Consider the following 15,674-nt stretch of genomic DNA (forward strand, 5'->3'; position numbering starts at 1 on the left):
TCCCGGTGTGAATCTGTCGGGTTCCGCGTTCGTGATTTGTCGTGTGCTATCTCGATGCGACTGATTACCCTGCCGCCAACACCGCCTCGGAAGCCCCCGGCTGCTCGACTCCCGCGACTCGCTGCGTTCCTCGTCGTTCGCTGCGCTCACTCCTGCGGTACTTGCGTCGTCGGGGTTCGTCGAGAATGCGGCACCTTCCATTCCCGGAAGACTCGCTTCGCTCGTCTTCCGACCCTCGCGAACGCGTAGCGTTCGCTCAGTCCCACCCACTACCGGCTGGCCAACCGGCAACGGGCGGACTGAAAGGGGCGGCGCGGTCGGCGACGGCGGACGACGCAAGCACTGGACTGAACGAGCGCAGCGAGTGAAGGAAGCGCGCAGCGAGTCCTCCGAGCCGAGCGCGCCGGGGCTTTCTGGGCGTCGTAGTCAGTCGAACTACTGTCTCCCGCAGATACGCCGCCAAACCACGTCCTGCCACAAGGAAAACCTAGTTCCGCTCCGACCGCCAAGACGACTCACATGCGAATAGCCGTGCCCAACAAGGGCCGTCTCCACGACCCGACGCTCGACCTCCTCGACAGAGCCGGCATCGGCGTCGAGAACGGCGCGGACCGACAGCTGTACGCCGACACGGTCGACCCCGACATCACCGTGCTGTACGCGCGAGCGGCGGACATTCCCGAGTACGTCGCGGACGGCGCGGCCGACCTCGGCATCACGGGCCTCGACCAGATGCGGGAGTCCGGCGTCGACAACGTCGCAGACCTGCTGGACCTCGGCTACGGGAAATGTCGGCTGGTGCTCGCCGCGCCGGAGGACGGCGACATCACGGAACCCGGCCAGTTGGACGGGAAGACCGTCGCTACGGAGTTCCCGCGGGTGACGCGGGACTACTTCGAGGGGTTGGGCGTGGACCCGGACATCGTGGAGGTCACGGGCGCGACCGAACTCACGCCACACGTCGAGATGGCCGACGCCATCGTGGACATCACGTCGACGGGGACGACGCTGCGGGTGAACCGGCTCGGCATCGTCGACGAGGTGCTCCAGAGTTCGGTGCGGCTGTTCGGCCGCGAGGACGTCGTCGACGACCCGAAGGTCGAGCAGGTCGTGACGGCGCTGCGGTCGGTGCTCGACGCGGAGGGCAAGCGCTACCTGATGCTGAACGCCCCCGAGGAGAACCTCGCGGCCGTCGAGGACGTGATTCCGGGGCTCGGCGGCCCGACCGTGCTCGACGTCGACGAACCGGGGATGGTCGCGGTGCACGCGGTCGTCGAGGAGCGGGACGTCTTCGAGGCGGTCAACGACCTCAAGGCGGAGGGCGCCTCGGGCATCCTCGTGACGGAGATCGAGCGGCTCGTCGAGTAGCTACCGGATCTCGTCGCGCACGTTCTCGCCGAGTTTCGCGGCGTAGGCCAGCAGCGGGTAGGCGACGAAGCCGACGACGCTGAGCGCCGCGAGCGCGAGCGCGGTGACCTGCTGGTCGTGGGCCGACTCACTGCCGAGCGTGACGACGGCGGCGACGGTCGGCACGACCCACGCACCTGCGAGTTCGCGGGCCCGGTCGAGGAAGTAGTACGCCGAGAGGGCGAGGACGGCGAAGATGCCGAAGACGGCGGCGACGTCGGGGCTGGGCGGGGCGACGAACGAGGCGGCGTAGGCGAGGAGGGCGGCCAGCAGGGCGAGTGCGCTCCCGTGGAGCGCCTGGCGGTCGTAGTCGTTCATGCGCTGGCCTACAGGTCGTCCGACAAAAAGTGGGGGCGGGCGTTCTCCCCGCCTGCGAATCTACCCGGGGGCGGTCCCGAGCAGGGCGAGCAGGTTCGCGGCGAGCAGCACGAGCGCGAGCGACACCACGTAGTGCATCACGACGACGAGCAGCGCCGTCCGGTACTTCACCCGGTAGACGGCGTGGACGGCGACGAGGTCGGCGGTGAGGCCGACCGCGACGATGACCAGCGGGCTGTACCGGACCAGTGCGACGGTGACGACCGCGGGCGCGAGGCCGACGAGGAACGCGCGCTTCCAGGGTACCTCGCCGAGGACGTAGGTCGCCGCCGCGTGGGCGGTGAAGCTGAACAGGAGCCAGCCGGCGAGGAACGTGCCGACGAACTGGGTGACCGTTCCCGGGCTGGGCTGGACCACGAGCGGGACCACGGCCTACTCGAGGAGGCCGAGCTCTTCGAGCCGGGAGACGATCTTGTCGACGGCGTGTTCGGCGTCCTCGGGCTTCTTCCCGCCGGTGATGACGAGCTTCCCGGAGCCGAACAGCAGCGCGACGACCTCGGGTTCGTCGAGGCGGTAGACCAGTCCCGGGAACTGCTCGGGCTCGTACTCGATGTTCTCGAGGCCGAGGCCGATGGCGATGGCGTTCAGGTTGAGCTGGCGGCCGAGGTCGGCGCTCGTGACGATGTTCTGGACGACGATCTCGGGTTCGTCCTCGACCTTGATGGAGAGGTCGCGGAGCTTGTCGAAGACGATGCGCAGGGATTCGTGGACGTCGTCGGTCGACTTCGCGCCGGTACAGACGATCTTCCCGGAGCGGAAGATGAGCGCGGCGCTCTTCGGTTCCTGGGTTCGGTAGACGAGGCCGGGGAACTGCTCGGGGTCGTAATCGGCGCCCTCGAGGTCCATCGCGACACTCTGGAGATCGAGTTCCTGGCCGATGCCCGTCGAGGCGACCACGTTTTCAACGTTGATGGTTTCCTTGGGGTCGGTCATCGTTCGCCTTAAACGACGTATTTAAGGTTTATAAAGGTTGGTAGTCCCGGTGTCTTCCGCTCAAGTACCCTCGGCCGCCATCGGTAGCCTGATTGGCCGCGGGCGTGGACCTGTGGGCGTGTACGTCCTCGAACTCGGCGGTGACGACGACGCGTTCGCCGCCGCCGAAGCCGCGGCTGCCGCCACCGACGTCCGCGTCGTCGCGCCCGCCATCGCCGTCGCCAGCGACGTGGACTGCGAGCGGTTCCGCGGCCTCGCGTACGCCCACCGCGCCGGCGAGCAGGTCGCCACGGCGGCAGCGAGCGTCGACGCCGCGGCTGACGCCCTCCGCGACGCCGACCTCGACCGCGAGGGCTCGGTCGCCGTCCGCGCCCGGGACGTCCGCGGCACCGCGGGCGTCGACACCCAGCGCGCCGAACGCGAACTCGGCGGCGTGCTCGTCGACCGCGGGTTCTCCGTCGACCTCGAGGACCCCGACCACGAACTGCGGGCGCTCTACTCTAGGGACTCTGCTCACCTCTCCTGGCTCGCCACCGAGTCGGTCCGCGACTACGGCGACCGCAAACCGACGGACCGCCCGTTCTTCCAGCCGGGGAGCATGGACCCGCTGCTCGCCCGCGCCGTCTGCAACCTCGCGCGCGTCGACCCGGGCGACCGCGTCCTCGACCCGATGTGCGGCACGGGTGGCGTGCTCATCGAAGCGGGCCTGCTCGGCGCGCACCCCCTGGGAACGGACGCCCAGTCGAAGATGGTCCGGGGCGCCCGCCAGAACCTCGGCCACTTCCTCGACGACTTCGACGTGGCGCGCGCCGACGCCACCAGCCTCCCGCTCCGGGACGACAGCGTCGCTGCTGCCGTCTTCGACGCGCCCTACGGCCGGCAGTCGAAGATAGAGAGCCACGACCTCGCGGACCTCGTCGGCGGCGCGCTCGCGGAGGTCCGCCGCGTCGCCGACCGCTGCGTGCTCGTCGCGGACCGCGACTGGCGCGACGAAGCAGCGGAGGCGGGGTGGACGGTCGAGTCGCGGTTCGAGCGCCGCGTCCACCGCTCGCTCACGCGGTACGTGTTAGTGTTGGAGTGACGGTTCGCCTGTGGCGGAGTCGCTGGTGACGTGACTGCCTGAAAGCCCTCGGCTTGCTTGCGGTCGCTCGCCCTTTCACTCCGCCAGGCTTCTGACCGCTCGATCGCCGAGCCTACGAGCGGTAGTAGTCCACGACGGCCGCGACCACGAACGCCGCGGCGCTCACGGCGAGCGCGGCCGCCCGGTTCTCGCCGATGGGCTGGAGGTCGAGCACGGCGAGCGCGGCCACCGCGAGCACGTAGCCGAAGAAGCAGACGAACCAGACCGCGTCGTAGTCGAAGGGCACCCAGTCGGCGACCGCCGCCCACCCCACGACGAACCCTGGCGCGAGCAAGAGGAGTGGGCCCCACCACGGGGTGCCGGCGCCGGAGAGGGCGTTCAGGAGGACGGACGCTGGCAGCGCTACCATCAGTATGGACCCGAACACGATGCCGGCTCGTTCCAGGGTGTCGGCGAGAGACACACGCGGTATCCGTCGCCGCGCGTAGAAAAGCTACCGCCCTAGTTCCGCGAGCAGGCGGCCGAGCTGGATGCGGTCGCTGTTCCCCTGCGTGAGGTCGAACTCGACGTCGCCGGCGAGCACGTGGAGTTCAGCGAGGTCGCCGCCGGAGTACCGCGAGCGCCCGACGCGCAGCAGGTCCCGGAGCACCTCCTCGCCGTCCATCCCCTCGTCGACGAGCAGGTCGTCGAGGGTCTTCCGGGCGTCCGTGAACTCCCCCGCCTCGGCATCGTCGAGCATCGACTCGACGGCGTCGTCGGAGCCGACCTCGCCGAGCGTCTCGTAGGCCGCGTTCATCGTCACCTCGCCCGCCTGCTCGGCGGTCGTCTGGGCGCCGAGCACGGCTTTCCGGAGGTTGCCGTCGGCGTAGCCCGCGACGAACTCCAGGCCGTCGTCGTCGTGGTCGACGCCCTCCGCCTCGACGATGTCGCGGAGAACGGCGACGATCTCCTCGGGGGTCGGCGCCCGCATCGACACCGGGAAACACCGCGAGTGGATCGGCGGGATGAGCTTCGAGGGCTGCCGGGTCCCGATGATGAACTGCGTCGCCTCGTGGTGGCGCTCCATCACGCGGCGCAGCGCCTGCTGGAAGTCCTCGCGGATGGCTTCGGCGTTGTCCAGCAGGATGGTGTTGTACTCCCCGGAGACCGGCGCGTAGCTCGCGGACTCCTTGAGCACGTGGTTGATGAGGTCGGCCTTCGAGGAGTTCCGGCGGCGCTTCGAGGAGATGAACGGCGCGAAGCGGGGGTCCTCGCTGACCTCCTTCTTCGTCATGCCGAAGAAATCCGCGACGTTCAACTCCACGAGGTCGTTGTCCGGGTCCGCGTGCGCCTCCTCGGCGAGCGCGCGCACCGCGGCCGTCTTCCCCGCGCCCTCGGGGCCGTACACCACGAGGTTGACGGGTTCGTCGACGGCCTCCTGGAGGCGGTCGCGCACGTCGGCCTGCGGGATGTCCGCCAGCGACGGCGCGTGCGTGTCTATCCAGAGCGGGTCGTCCATCAGTACGGGGTAGCCGCCCGGCGGTCAAGAATCGGTCGGTTGGCGGGAGTCGGGGACGGGCGCGGCCGTCCCGTCAATCTCCAGCGAGGTCGTCCTCCCGGGCGACAGTCGGGCCGTGTCGTTTGTGGCCGTCTAGCCTTCGAAGCTGCTGGCGCTGCCCACCATCTAGGTGGTTGTGGTGGTCGTGGTGTTGTTTTCGGTCGTCGTAGTGGTGGTCGGGGTAGTGGTTGTGGTGGTCGTCGTAGTCGTCTGGTTGCCTTCCGCGTCCTCGGGCATCACGATGGCCGTGTCGACGACCGCCTGACCGTCGATGGTGTAGGGACCGTCGTCTTGGCCGTCGCTCGTGACGAAGTCGTACTGCTGGTTTCCGTTCGTGTCGAGGTGCGTCATCGCGACGAACGTCTGGACGTCGCTGACGGAGTCGTTCTGGAAGTCGGCGCCCTCGACGTCGTCGTACAGCGTGACGGAGACGTTCTCGTGGTAGCCGGCCTCGAGGTACTCCGAGGTGCCGATGACGCTCTCGACCGGCGCGTTGAGCGCGTTGCTGTTGTGGATGGTGACGTAGCCGCCCTCGGGGACAAAGACGTCCTCGACGGTGACGTTGTCCGTCGCGTTCTGGTCGGCGAAGGCGACCGCGGAGTCGTTGGTCACCGCGATCTGGGCGAACGCACTGGAGTTCTCCGTGGTGACGCCGTGGATGTACTCGCCCTCGAGCACGCCAGCGGTGTCGACGTCGAAGGTCACGTTCGTGCTCTCGCCGGCACTGACAGTGACGTTCTGGCGCAGCACGACGTCGACGTCACCGCCCGCGATGCGGAATGCGACGTCCTCCTCGATCGACTCGGAGCCCTGGTTGGTCACCGTCGCGTTGACCGTGACGTTCTCGCCCGGCATGACGTACGCCGGTGCGCTGAGGCTCTCGACGGTGAGGCCCTGCTGCTGGGCCGCCGCACCCTCGAAGGTCACCTGGGCGGAGTCGGTGACGGGTTCGCCGTTAGCGAGGTAGGGGCCGTCCTCCTCCATGTTGGAGGTGAGGTAGTCGAAGGTGTTGGTGGCGTTCCCTGCCGTCGCGTTGTCCGCCGGGGTCGTCGTCGTGGTGGTCGCGTTGCCGGCGGGCGTGGTCGTCTCGTTGCCAGCGGGTGTGGTGGTGGTCGCGTTGTCTGCCGGCGTGGTGGTCGTCGTCGGCTGGCCGGTCTGGCTCGTCTCCTGGTGGGCCATGGCGACGAACGTCTGGGTGCCGTTCACGGAGGTGTTCTGGAACTCCGCGCCCGGCACGTCCTCGTACAGCGTGACCGTGACGTTCTCGTGGGTACCGGGTTCGAGGTAGTCGGAGACGCCGACGACGTCACCGACCGTCTCGTTGTTGGGGCCGCTGGTGGCGTGAATGACGGCGTAGCCACCTTCGGGCACCGTGACGCTCTGGACCATGACGGTCGTGTTCGTCGTCTGGTCGTCGAACGCCACGCTCGCGTTGCCCTCCTGGAGCGAGGCGGCGGCGTCTGTCTGCGATACTGTACTCTGTGCCGTCGTCGGCGACGAGAGCGCGGCCGCCGCGGCGCCGCCCGAGAGGGCGACGGCGAGGGCGACAGCGATGACGCCGAGCGTTCGGATGTGTCCAGTCATGGGTGCCTGCAATCGGGGTGATACGTCAGATTCGTCCATAAACCGGAATCATAGTTAAGTCGTTTTTCGGGCTATACAGAGTTGCTACTGCCCGAAAAGCACGACAATACTTCTCGACAACGCGAGCGTACCACTGCAAAATCCTGTCGTACAGATTACGTCTCTCCGGTCGGGGGCGCAACTATCGGTGTCGTTTTGCGCCCGGGCCGACCACCTCGTAGCATGACTCTCACGGTGACGTTCCTCGGGACGAGCGGCGCCATCCCGACCACGGCGCGCAACCCGAGTTCGGTGTTCGTCCGGCGCGAGGGCGACGCCTTCCTCTTCGACGCGGGCGAGGCGACACAGCGCCAGATGATGCGCTACGGCACGGGATTCGACGTCTCCGACGTGTTCGTCACGCACGTCCACGGCGACCACGTCCTCGGTCTCCCGGGCCTCGTCCAGACGTGGGACTTCAACGACCGCCAGGAGCCCCTGACGATCCACGTGCCCCGCGGCGTCGGCCGGTCGGTCGAACAGTTAGTGTTCGCCATCGGCGGCGACGTCGGCTACCCCGTCTCCGTCGAGGAGGTGGGGCCGGGGGAGGTCGCGGTCGACCGCGAGGAGTTCCAGGTGCGCACGTTCCAGACCGACCACCGCACCGCGTCCGTCGGCTACGCGCTCGTCGAGGACGACCGGAAGGGGCGTTTCGACCGGGAGCGCGCGGAGGAACTCGGCGTCCCAGTCGGCCCGAAGTTCTCGCACCTCCACGACGGCGAGGCGGTCGAACTGGACGACGGGACGGTCGTCCGGCCCGAACAGGTCGTCGGCGACCCGCGGCCCGGCCGCACGCTCGTCTACACTGGTGACACGCGGCCCCACGACGCGGTGGTCGCCGCCGCGGAGGGCGCCGACCTCCTCATCCACGACGCGACGTTCGCCGACGACGCCGCCGAACGCGCCGCCCAGACCGGCCACTCGACCGCCGGCGAGGCCGCCGACATCGCCACCCGCGCCGGCGTCGCGGCGCTCGCTCTCACGCACATCTCCTCGCGGTACGCCGGCGACGCTCGGGAGATACGGGAAGACGCGGAGAAGGTGTTCGACGGCGAGGTGTTCGTCGCCCACGACGGCCTAGAGTACGACGTCCCGTACTCCGACGCAGACTGACTTCGACAGCCGAGCCCGCGGTCACTTCACTCCCGCAAACGCCGAATAACGGAGGTATTCGAGCCCACGGTCGCTTCTCTCCCGTGGACGCCGACTGAGGAATCGAGTTACGCCCGCTTCTTGATGCGGTCGGCGAGGTCCACCGCACCCACGCGTTTCTCGCCGAGAATCGCCCCGACGAGCGCGCCGACGCCGCCGCCGGTGCTGGCGGCGTTCCGACTGATCAGGCCACCGACGGCGGCCCCGACGGCGGCGCCCATGGCGGCGTACTTCGCACGGCTCATCGCGAGTTCGAGTCGTCCTCTCATACAGTTCCATAGGGCGAGGACGCGGATAAACCTACCCGCCGTCAGCCGCCGCGCTCCCGGCACACCGGGGCGAGGCGGCGCGAGCGGCGGGCGTCGAGTTGGGGCCGTGGACGCCCGTCGCCCCCCTCCCGCCGTGCACTTATTAGCCGTCGCACACTACGTAGTCGCGAGTTGAGTACCCGTACGAGCGCCCTCGACGCCCTCGTCTTCGGCGTCGACGTGCAGAGCGGCGACGTGCGCGGGGACGCCCCCTCCTACGCGCTCGTCGTCTTCGACGGAGAGACGATAGAGCGCGACGTGGTCAGCCGTCGGAAGCTACTGCGCCGCGTCGACAGCGAGGAGCCCGCCATCCTCGCGACGGACAACATGTACGAACTGGCGGCGGACAAGGACCAGCTCGTCCACTTCCTGCGCGGGCTCCCGGAGACGACGAAGCTCGTCCAGGTGACCGGCGACGAGCAGCCCGAACCGCTCTCCCGGGTCGCCAAGCGCCACGGCGTCCCCTACGGCAAGCCCGCCATGGAGGAGGCCGAGGCGGCGGCCCGGCTGGCGGCCCGGAACGTCGGCTTCGAGGTGTCCGCGTTCACGAACGAGACGACGGTGAAGGTCTCCCGGGGCCGCTCGACGGGCGGCGGTGGCGGGTGGAGCGAGGACCGCTTCACGCGCCGCATCCACGGCTCCGTGAAGCGCGCGAGCCGGGAGGTGGCGTCGAAACTCGACGACGCCGGCCTCGACTACGACCGGGAGGTCACGGAGAAGTACGGCGGCTACGCGAACGCCGTCTTCACCGTTCAGGCCCGCTCCGAGGACATCCCGGTCTCCAGCCGGCGCTCCGGGGACACCCGCGTCGAGGTCGAACCGGTCCGGCGGGACGGCATCGAGTTCCGGCCGCTCGCACGCCGCCGCGACCGCGTCTTCGTGGGCGTCGACCCCGGCACGACGACGGCCGTCGCGCTGGTCGGACTCGACGGCCACGTGCTCGACGTGATGAGCACGCGGACCGCCGACACCGCCGCGGTCATCGAGTGGATCATCGAACACGGCCGGCCGGTGCTGGTCGCGGCGGACGTGACGCCGATGCCCGCCACCGTCGAGAAGATACGTGCGAGCTTCGACGCCGCCGGCTGGACGCCCGACGCGGACCTCCCGGTCGACGAGAAACAACACCGCACCCGCGAGGAGGGGTACGACGACGACCACCAGCGGGACGCGCTGGCGGCGGCGCTGTACGCCTACGACGCCCACGAGGGCCGGCTCCAGCGCGTCACAGAGGAGACGCCCCGGGAACTCGACCACGGCGAAGTGGTCGCCCGCGTCCTCGGCGGCGAGGCGCTCACCGCCGTCCTCTCGGACCTCACCGAGACGGAGGAACCCGAGGAGGAGTCCGTCGAGCACGACCCCCGGGAGCTCACCGATGAGGAGCGCCGAATCCGCGACCTGCAGTCCCGCGTGGGCCGCCTCCGGTCCCACGTCTCGGACCTCGAGGACGAACTCAAGGAGAAGGACGCGACCATCGAGGAGTACGAGGAGGAACTTTCCGAAGCCCGCCGCGAGGAGCGCCAGGAGGCACGGGAGCGCCGCGAGGCCACCCGCCTCCAGTGGGAGAACGACCGCCTCGAAACCGAACTCGACGAGGAGCGCGAACGCGCCGACGAACTCGCGTCGAAGCTCGAACGGCTGAAGGAGCTGTGGAAGCTCGACCACTCGAACTTCGCGGACGTGAACACGAGCGGCAACCTCGTCGCCGTCAAACCCATCGACCAGTTCACCGTCGACGCCATCGAGGCCGTCGACGAGGAGTACGGCATCGCGAGCGGCGACGTCGTCTACCTCCGGGACGCCTCCGGCGCGGGCCGTCGCACCGCCGAACTGCTGGCGTCGTTGGGCCCCCGCGTCGTCCTGCGCTCGGGCGGGCTCTCGGACGCCGCCGACGAGGTGCTGTTCGAGCAAAGCGTCCCGGTCGGCCCCGCCGACGACGTGACCATCCGCGAGGTGGACGAACTCGCGCTCGCCAGCGAACCGGACGTGGAGGCGGTCGTCGCTGACTGGCGCGAGCGCCGCGAGGAGCGCCGCCGCGAGCAGAAGGAGAGCATGGTCGACTCCATCATCAGCGAACACCGGGCGGACCGGGAGTAGGTCGCTCGCGGCGGAAGCCACAGTTTTTGTGTCGGGCGGGAGAGGTGGTAGGTGACCGATGACAGCCGAGCGCGGGCCGACGCCACCCTCCGAACGCATCGTCGGACTCGACGCGCTCCGCGGGTTCGCCCTGCTCGGCATCCTCGTCATCAACGTGCGACTGTTCGCGATGCCGGAGGTGGTGCTGCTCAACCCGACGGCGTACGGGGAGTTCACCGGCGCGAACTACTGGGCCTGGTTCGCGGGCCACGTCCTCGTCGAGCAGAAGTTCATGACGCTGTTCACCGTCCTCTTCGGCGGCGGCGTCGTCCTGTTCACCCGGAACGCCGAGCGGCGCGACGACTCGGCGCTCGCGCTCCAGTTCCGGCGGGCGCGGTGGCTCATCGTCTTCGGCCTCGCTCACGCCTACCTGCTGTGGTACGGCGACATCCTCGTCGCCTACGGCGTCACCGCACTCGGAGTGGTCTACCTGCGCGACCAGACGCCGCGGACGCTGACGCTGCTCGGCGTCGCCCTGCTGCTGGTCCCCTCGGCCACCGAGGTGCTGTGGGCGCTGACCGGCGACCTCTCGGAGTTCGCTCGCACGTGGCGGCCGCCACAGGCCGCCCTGCAGGCGGAGATCGAGACGTACCGCAGCGGGTGGCTCGAACAGCTGGACCACCGCGTCCCGACGGTCTTCGACAGGCAGACCTCGGGCTACCTCGCGTCCACCGTCTGGCGCGTCGGCGGCACGATGCTGTTCGGGATGGCGCTGTTCAAGTGGGGCGTGCTGACCAACGAGCGGTCGACCCGGTTCTACCGCCGCCTCGTCGTCGTCGGCGCGACCACCGGACTCGCGGCGGTGCTCGCGGGCGTCTGGTACATCGAGGCGGCCGGGTGGACCTCGTCGGCGGCGCTGTTCTGGCTCCAGTTCAACTACTGGGGGAGCCTCCCGCTGGCGGGCGCGTACGTCGGCCTCGTCATGCTGTACGCCCGGTGGCGGCCCGAGGGGGTGCTGACGCGGACGCTCGCCGCGGTCGGCCGGACCGCATTCAGCAACTACTTGCTCCAGACTGTGCTCGCCACGTCCATCTTCTACGGCCACGGGCTCGGGCTGTTCGGCCGGGTGACCCGCGTCGAGGCGCTCGGCGTCGTCGCGGCCATCTGGGCGGTCCAGGTCGTGCTCTCGATCGTCTGGCTCCGCTACTTCCGGTACGGCCCGATGGAGTGGCTCTGGCGCGTGCTCACGTACAACGAGCTCCAGCCGCTTCGGCGCGGCCATCGGGAGGGGTGAGCGTCGGCCAGCGGCCCGCCCGGTGGCGCTCACCGACCGAGCCGTTCACACACTTCCGTACCGCTTAACCCCGAGCGCTGACTCTGCCCGAGCATGGACACCCACGAACTCGTCACTCGGAACGCGGCGGAGGTCGTGACCGAGGAGGAGGTCGAGGCGCTGGCCGACGACCCCGAGGGGAAGCGGGCGTACGTCGGCTACGAGCCCTCCGGCGTCCTCCACCTCGGCCACCTGCTCACCGCGAACAAGCTCATCGACCTGCAGGACGCCGGCATCGAGGTCGTCGTGCTGCTGGCGGACGTCCACGCCTACCTCAACGACAAGGGGACCTTCGAGGAGATCCGCGAGACGGCCGAGCAGATGAAGGCCCAGTTCCTCGCCTACGGCCTCGACGAGGAGCAGACGGAGTTCGTCCTCGGCAGCGACTACCAGCTCGACGAGGACTACGAACTCGACCTCCACGCCCTCCAGGTGGAGACGTCGCTGAAGCGCGCCCAGCGCGCGATGGCCGAGATACAGAGCGGCGAGACGGCGAAGGTGAGCCACGTCGTCTACCCGCTGATGCAGGCCCTCGACATCGAGTACCTCGACGTCGACCTCGCCATCGGCGGCCTCGACCAGCGGAAGGTCCACATGCTCGCCCGCGAGGAACTCCCGAGCCTCGGCTACGAGAAGCGGCCCGCGCTCCACACGCCAATCATCGGCGACCTCACGACGGGCGAGGGGAAGATGAGCTCCAGCGAGGGCGTCAGCATCTCCATGGAGGACTCCACCGAGGAGCTCGCCGAGAAGGTGAACTCGGCGTTCTGCCCGCCCGAGCGCGACCCGGAGGGCGACCTCGTCAACCCCGTGCTCGAACTGTTCCAGTACCACGTCTTCCCGCGCTTCGAGACGGTCGTCGTCGAGCGCCCCGACGAGTACGGCGGGGACCTCTCCTACGACGACTACGAGTCGCTCGCCGACGACCTGGAGTCCGGCGAACTCCACCCCGCGGACGCGAAGGGCGCGCTCGCCGACTACCTCGACGAACTCGTCGCGCCGGGCCGCCAGCGCCTCCGTGAACTCCGCGACTGAAACCGGTCGGTCGGCCGCTCCGTCTCGCGACGACTCGACGACGACTCGACGACGACTCGACGACGACTCGACGACGCCACGTTCTAAATCCCCCGGCGTCGTAGCCAGGCACATGTCCGCGCCGGACTTCGAGGCGACGGCGGACGCGTTCGGTATGCTCGCCGACCCCGTCCGCGTCGAGATACTGGCGACGCTGTGGCGCCTGGAGTCCGCCCCGGTGCCGTACTCCGAACTCCGGGACGAAGTCGGCCTGCGGGACTCGGGCCGGTTCAACTACCACCTCACGAAGCTCACTGGCCAGTTCGTCGAGAAGGCCGACGACGGCTACCGCCTCCGTCCCTCGGGGATGGTGGTGTTGAACGCCATCTACGCCGGGTCGTACGTCGACGCGCCGGTCCGCGACGGCCTGGACGTCGGCGGCCACTGTCCGACCTGCGGGGACGCGCTCGTCGGCGAGTACGACGCCGGGATGTTCCGCGTCCACTGCGAGGACTGCGAGGACCAGTTGTTCATGCTGTCGTTCCCACCCCGGGGGGTCACGCGCCGCGACGACGACGAACTGCTAGAGGCCATCTCCATCTACACGAGGGCCCACACCCGTCGCTCGAACAGCGGGCTCTGCCCGTTCTGTGGCGGGTCGATGGCGATGTGGCTGGACGTGGACGCGGACAGCGACCTCCCGATGTCCGCGCTCGTCTACTCGGACTGCGCGAACTGCGGGGCCGAGAACCGTTCGAGCGTCGGGTTCTCCGTCCTCGAACACCCCGCAGTCGCCGGCTTCCTCCACGACCAGGGCGTCCCGCCGGACGCGCCACCGTGGCGCTTCGACTGGTGTCTCAGTGACGAAGCGCTGACCGTCGCGTCCAGCGACCCACCCCGTGTCCACCTCGACGTCACGGTGGACGACGACGGCGAGACGCTCCGGGTTACCGTGGGCGAGGACGGGCGCGTGGCCGAGACGGAGCGCGTCGACGCCGACTGACTCTCCGCCTGGGCCAGGCCAGTGACGGCTGCCCGCCGAACGTGTCAACAATTTACGGAAAACGGTTTTACCGCCAGGTGCCGTATTATTACGATAGAGGCAGCGAGAAATTAAATCGGTGACTATTTCTAACAGTTCGCCGTAGCTACTGCTCCGGCACCGGACGGTCCGCGTTCGGGGTCGTCACGCTTCGAACACCACGCGCGCCCTGTTGCTCAGACCCCGGATAGTTCGACGGCCGACCGACCAACTCCGACCTCCATGACAGGAATTCCCGAGGCCGACCGCACCGAGACGCTGACCGACCCGGAAACGCTGTGCGACCGCGACGGCGTCGACGTCCGCGAGCAGACACACGACGTGGATGCCGAGGAGTTCGAGGACGTGACGGACCTCGACAGCCACGTCGCCGTGGGAACCGCTGACGACCGCGGCGTCCTCCTCCAGAACGATGGCCACCACGGCTGGACGCTCCCTGCGTTCGCCGTCGAACCGGACGATGACTGGCTGGCGGTCGCGCGCCGCGGGTTCGAGTCCTTGACCAGCACCACTGTCGCGGTGGACGCCGTCGAGCGCGTCCGCCGCCTGGAGTACCGCGTCCCGGACACCGACCAGACGGCAGTCGTCTGGAACGTCGTCGTCCGCGCGACTCTCGACGACTCCCTCCCCGACGACCCCGAGACCAACGACGAGGGTATCGAACTCCGCTGGTTCGACGAGGTTCCGGACGACGCGCCGGAAGCGGTCGCGGACGATATCGAGTGCGTCGCCACCGCCGACACATCCCTGGAGATGACTGAGACACTCACCGAACTCACCGACCCCGAATCGCTGCTGAACCGCGACGACATCGACGTCTGCGAGGAGTCGGTAGCCGTCCCGTCCGAGGCGTTCGAACACTACGCCGCCGCCGACGGCGTGTCCGTCGTCGGTGTCACGAACGACGACGATGCCGTCCTGCTGTGGACGGACCCCGATCACGGCTGGCTACTACCCGCGGCACCCGTCGAACCGGGCGAGGACTACGTTGTCGCCGCACGCGGCGTCGTCGAGCGACTCGCCGGTGTCGCGGTAGACGTGACTGGCGTCGAGCGCGTTCGCCGCGTCGAGTACGCCGCCGACGAAGCGGGCGACGACCGCGAGACGACTGTCTACTACGTCGTTTTCGGCGCTCGTGGCGGCGACGACCCGCTCCCGGTGGAGCCGCCGGGTACCGACGAGTCCGACGCCGACTGGTTCGCGCACGAGCCAGACGACCTCCACGGCGAAGACGAGGCCAGTGACGTTCGACTGTTCGTCCCTTGACCACCATGACAGACACCACTTCCACCGACCCGACCGAATCCCTCACCGACCCAGAGACGCTGCGCGACGCTGACGGCGTCGACTACAGCGAAATCACCGACGACTCGCACTTCGAGATGAACCGCGACAACGAGGGCGTCACCGTCGTCGGCATCACGAACGACGACGGCGAACTCGCACTCGCCACTCTCGAACGCGCGACCGTGGTGCCCCACGCCGTGGTCGAACCCGGCCGTGACTTCGCCGCGGTCGCCCACGACGCCGCCGACGAACTGCTCGGTATCGACGTGACGCTCGACGACGTCGTGCGCGTCCGTCGGAAGGTCTCGACCGACGACGAGACCGGGGCGGAGGCTGTCGCGTACGACGTCCTGTACGCCGCCTCCCCCGCAGGGGGCGGTGACCTCCCGGACGAGGTCGCGAGCTGTCAGGCTGAGTCCACCGACTGGTTCGACAGCGTTCCCGAGGACCTGCCCGGGGAGATGCGGGACGACGCCGCGCTGTTCCTGGACTGAGGAGAAACC

Annotated in this window: 16 protein-coding genes; 9 read left to right on the forward strand and 7 right to left on the reverse strand. The window is 69.0% G+C overall.

Annotated features, from left to right (window positions below; all coding sequences use genetic code 11):
* Nucleotides 1-519 precede the first annotated feature (519 nt).
* The gene (locus HALDL1_02240) at nucleotides 520-1,368 is read left to right on the forward strand and encodes an ATP phosphoribosyltransferase (GenBank protein ID AHG02577.1); all 849 of its coding nucleotides are present in this window, start codon (nucleotides 520-522) and stop codon (nucleotides 1,366-1,368) included.
* Here HALDL1_02240 and HALDL1_02245 read toward each other — a convergent pair whose 3' ends face one another.
* The 3 genes from HALDL1_02245 to HALDL1_02255 are packed head-to-tail and all read right to left on the reverse strand — an operon-like array spanning nucleotide 1,369 to nucleotide 2,718.
* Complete coding sequence (locus tag HALDL1_02245) at nucleotides 1,369-1,725, reverse strand: hypothetical protein (GenBank protein ID AHG02578.1); 357 nt, start codon at nucleotides 1,723-1,725, stop codon at nucleotides 1,369-1,371. It abuts the gene before it with no gap.
* 60 nt (nucleotides 1,726-1,785) lie between these two features.
* Entirely contained in the window at nucleotides 1,786-2,154 is a 369-nt protein-coding gene (locus tag HALDL1_02250; GenBank protein AHG02579.1) for a hypothetical protein, read from the reverse strand.
* Nucleotides 2,155-2,157: 3 nt separating this feature from the next.
* Entirely contained in the window at nucleotides 2,158-2,718 is a 561-nt protein-coding gene (locus HALDL1_02255; protein ID AHG02580.1) for a transcription factor, read from the reverse strand.
* 118 nt (nucleotides 2,719-2,836) lie between these two features.
* Between HALDL1_02255 and HALDL1_02260 the strand changes: the two genes are divergently transcribed.
* On the forward strand, nucleotides 2,837-3,799 hold the full coding sequence (locus tag HALDL1_02260; protein AHG02581.1) for an RNA methyltransferase: 963 nt from the start codon (nucleotides 2,837-2,839) through the stop codon (nucleotides 3,797-3,799).
* A 112-nt stretch (nucleotides 3,800-3,911) separates the two neighbouring features.
* On the opposite strand, the gene HALDL1_02265 is transcribed toward HALDL1_02260, so the two are convergent.
* From HALDL1_02265 to HALDL1_02275, 3 genes are all read right to left on the reverse strand, one after another.
* On the reverse strand, nucleotides 3,912-4,262 hold the full coding sequence (locus tag HALDL1_02265) for a hypothetical protein (GenBank protein AHG02582.1): 351 nt from the start codon (nucleotides 4,260-4,262) through the stop codon (nucleotides 3,912-3,914).
* 30 nt (nucleotides 4,263-4,292) lie between these two features.
* On the reverse strand, nucleotides 4,293-5,297 hold the full coding sequence (locus tag HALDL1_02270) for an ATPase AAA (GenBank protein AHG02583.1): 1,005 nt from the start codon (nucleotides 5,295-5,297) through the stop codon (nucleotides 4,293-4,295).
* A 165-nt stretch (nucleotides 5,298-5,462) separates the two neighbouring features.
* Nucleotides 5,463-6,920: a hypothetical protein gene (locus tag HALDL1_02275; GenBank protein AHG05089.1), complete on the reverse strand. Its 1,458-nt coding sequence runs from the start codon at nucleotides 6,918-6,920 to the stop codon at nucleotides 5,463-5,465.
* Between the two features lie 222 nt (nucleotides 6,921-7,142).
* Between HALDL1_02275 and HALDL1_02280 the strand changes: the two genes are divergently transcribed.
* The gene (locus tag HALDL1_02280; protein AHG02584.1) at nucleotides 7,143-8,072 is read left to right on the forward strand and encodes a ribonuclease Z; all 930 of its coding nucleotides are present in this window, start codon (nucleotides 7,143-7,145) and stop codon (nucleotides 8,070-8,072) included.
* Nucleotides 8,073-8,179: 107 nt separating this feature from the next.
* Here HALDL1_02280 and HALDL1_02285 read toward each other — a convergent pair whose 3' ends face one another.
* Nucleotides 8,180-8,380 carry a hypothetical protein gene (locus HALDL1_02285; GenBank protein AHG02585.1) on the reverse strand — a complete coding sequence of 67 codons (201 nt, stop codon included), beginning with the start codon at nucleotides 8,378-8,380 and terminating at the stop codon, nucleotides 8,180-8,182.
* A 171-nt stretch (nucleotides 8,381-8,551) separates the two neighbouring features.
* On the opposite strand from HALDL1_02285, the gene HALDL1_02290 reads away from it, so the two are divergent.
* The 6 genes from HALDL1_02290 (at nucleotide 8,552) to HALDL1_02315 (ending at nucleotide 15,665) form a co-directional block, all read left to right on the forward strand.
* The gene (locus HALDL1_02290; GenBank protein AHG02586.1) at nucleotides 8,552-10,516 is read left to right on the forward strand and encodes a hypothetical protein; all 1,965 of its coding nucleotides are present in this window, start codon (nucleotides 8,552-8,554) and stop codon (nucleotides 10,514-10,516) included.
* Nucleotides 10,517-10,574: 58 nt separating this feature from the next.
* Entirely contained in the window at nucleotides 10,575-11,789 is a 1,215-nt protein-coding gene (locus HALDL1_02295) for a hypothetical protein (protein AHG02587.1), read from the forward strand.
* Nucleotides 11,790-11,882: 93 nt separating this feature from the next.
* Complete coding sequence (locus tag HALDL1_02300) at nucleotides 11,883-12,863, forward strand: tyrosyl-tRNA synthetase (GenBank protein AHG02588.1); 981 nt, start codon at nucleotides 11,883-11,885, stop codon at nucleotides 12,861-12,863.
* A gap of 112 nt (nucleotides 12,864-12,975) precedes the next feature.
* Nucleotides 12,976-13,845 (forward strand): ArsR family transcriptional regulator, encoded by an 870-nt coding sequence (locus tag HALDL1_02305; protein AHG02589.1) that lies wholly within the window; start codon nucleotides 12,976-12,978, stop codon nucleotides 13,843-13,845.
* A gap of 261 nt (nucleotides 13,846-14,106) precedes the next feature.
* The gene (locus tag HALDL1_02310; protein AHG05090.1) at nucleotides 14,107-15,150 is read left to right on the forward strand and encodes a hypothetical protein; all 1,044 of its coding nucleotides are present in this window, start codon (nucleotides 14,107-14,109) and stop codon (nucleotides 15,148-15,150) included.
* A 5-nt stretch (nucleotides 15,151-15,155) separates the two neighbouring features.
* Nucleotides 15,156-15,665, forward strand: a complete 510-nt coding sequence (locus HALDL1_02315) for a hypothetical protein (protein AHG05091.1) — start codon at nucleotides 15,156-15,158, stop codon at nucleotides 15,663-15,665.
* Nucleotides 15,666-15,674 lie beyond the last annotated feature (9 nt).

This window comes from Halobacterium sp. DL1, from assembly GCA_000230955.3.
Taxonomy (GTDB): Archaea; Halobacteriota; Halobacteria; order Halobacteriales; family Halobacteriaceae; genus Halobacterium.

Excerpts from the sequence above, each read along its gene's own strand:
- HALDL1_02240 (AHG02577.1), top strand. The coding sequence starts at position 520 with ATGCGAATAGCCGTGCCCAACAAGGGCCGTCTCCACGACCCGACGCTC.
- HALDL1_02245 (AHG02578.1), bottom strand. The coding sequence starts at position 1,725 with ATGAACGACTACGACCGCCAGGCGCTCCACGGGAGCGCACTCGCCCTG.
- HALDL1_02255 (AHG02580.1), bottom strand. The coding sequence starts at position 2,718 with ATGACCGACCCCAAGGAAACCATCAACGTTGAAAACGTGGTCGCCTCG.
- HALDL1_02270 (AHG02583.1), bottom strand. The coding sequence starts at position 5,297 with ATGGACGACCCGCTCTGGATAGACACGCACGCGCCGTCGCTGGCGGAC.
- HALDL1_02275 (AHG05089.1), bottom strand. The coding sequence starts at position 6,920 with ATGACTGGACACATCCGAACGCTCGGCGTCATCGCTGTCGCCCTCGCC.
- HALDL1_02280 (AHG02584.1), top strand. The coding sequence starts at position 7,143 with ATGACTCTCACGGTGACGTTCCTCGGGACGAGCGGCGCCATCCCGACC.
- HALDL1_02285 (AHG02585.1), bottom strand. The coding sequence starts at position 8,380 with ATGAGAGGACGACTCGAACTCGCGATGAGCCGTGCGAAGTACGCCGCC.
- HALDL1_02295 (AHG02587.1), top strand. The coding sequence starts at position 10,575 with ATGACAGCCGAGCGCGGGCCGACGCCACCCTCCGAACGCATCGTCGGA.
- HALDL1_02300 (AHG02588.1), top strand. The coding sequence starts at position 11,883 with ATGGACACCCACGAACTCGTCACTCGGAACGCGGCGGAGGTCGTGACC.
- HALDL1_02305 (AHG02589.1), top strand. The coding sequence starts at position 12,976 with ATGTCCGCGCCGGACTTCGAGGCGACGGCGGACGCGTTCGGTATGCTC.
- HALDL1_02310 (AHG05090.1), top strand. The coding sequence starts at position 14,107 with ATGACAGGAATTCCCGAGGCCGACCGCACCGAGACGCTGACCGACCCG.
- HALDL1_02315 (AHG05091.1), top strand. The coding sequence starts at position 15,156 with ATGACAGACACCACTTCCACCGACCCGACCGAATCCCTCACCGACCCA.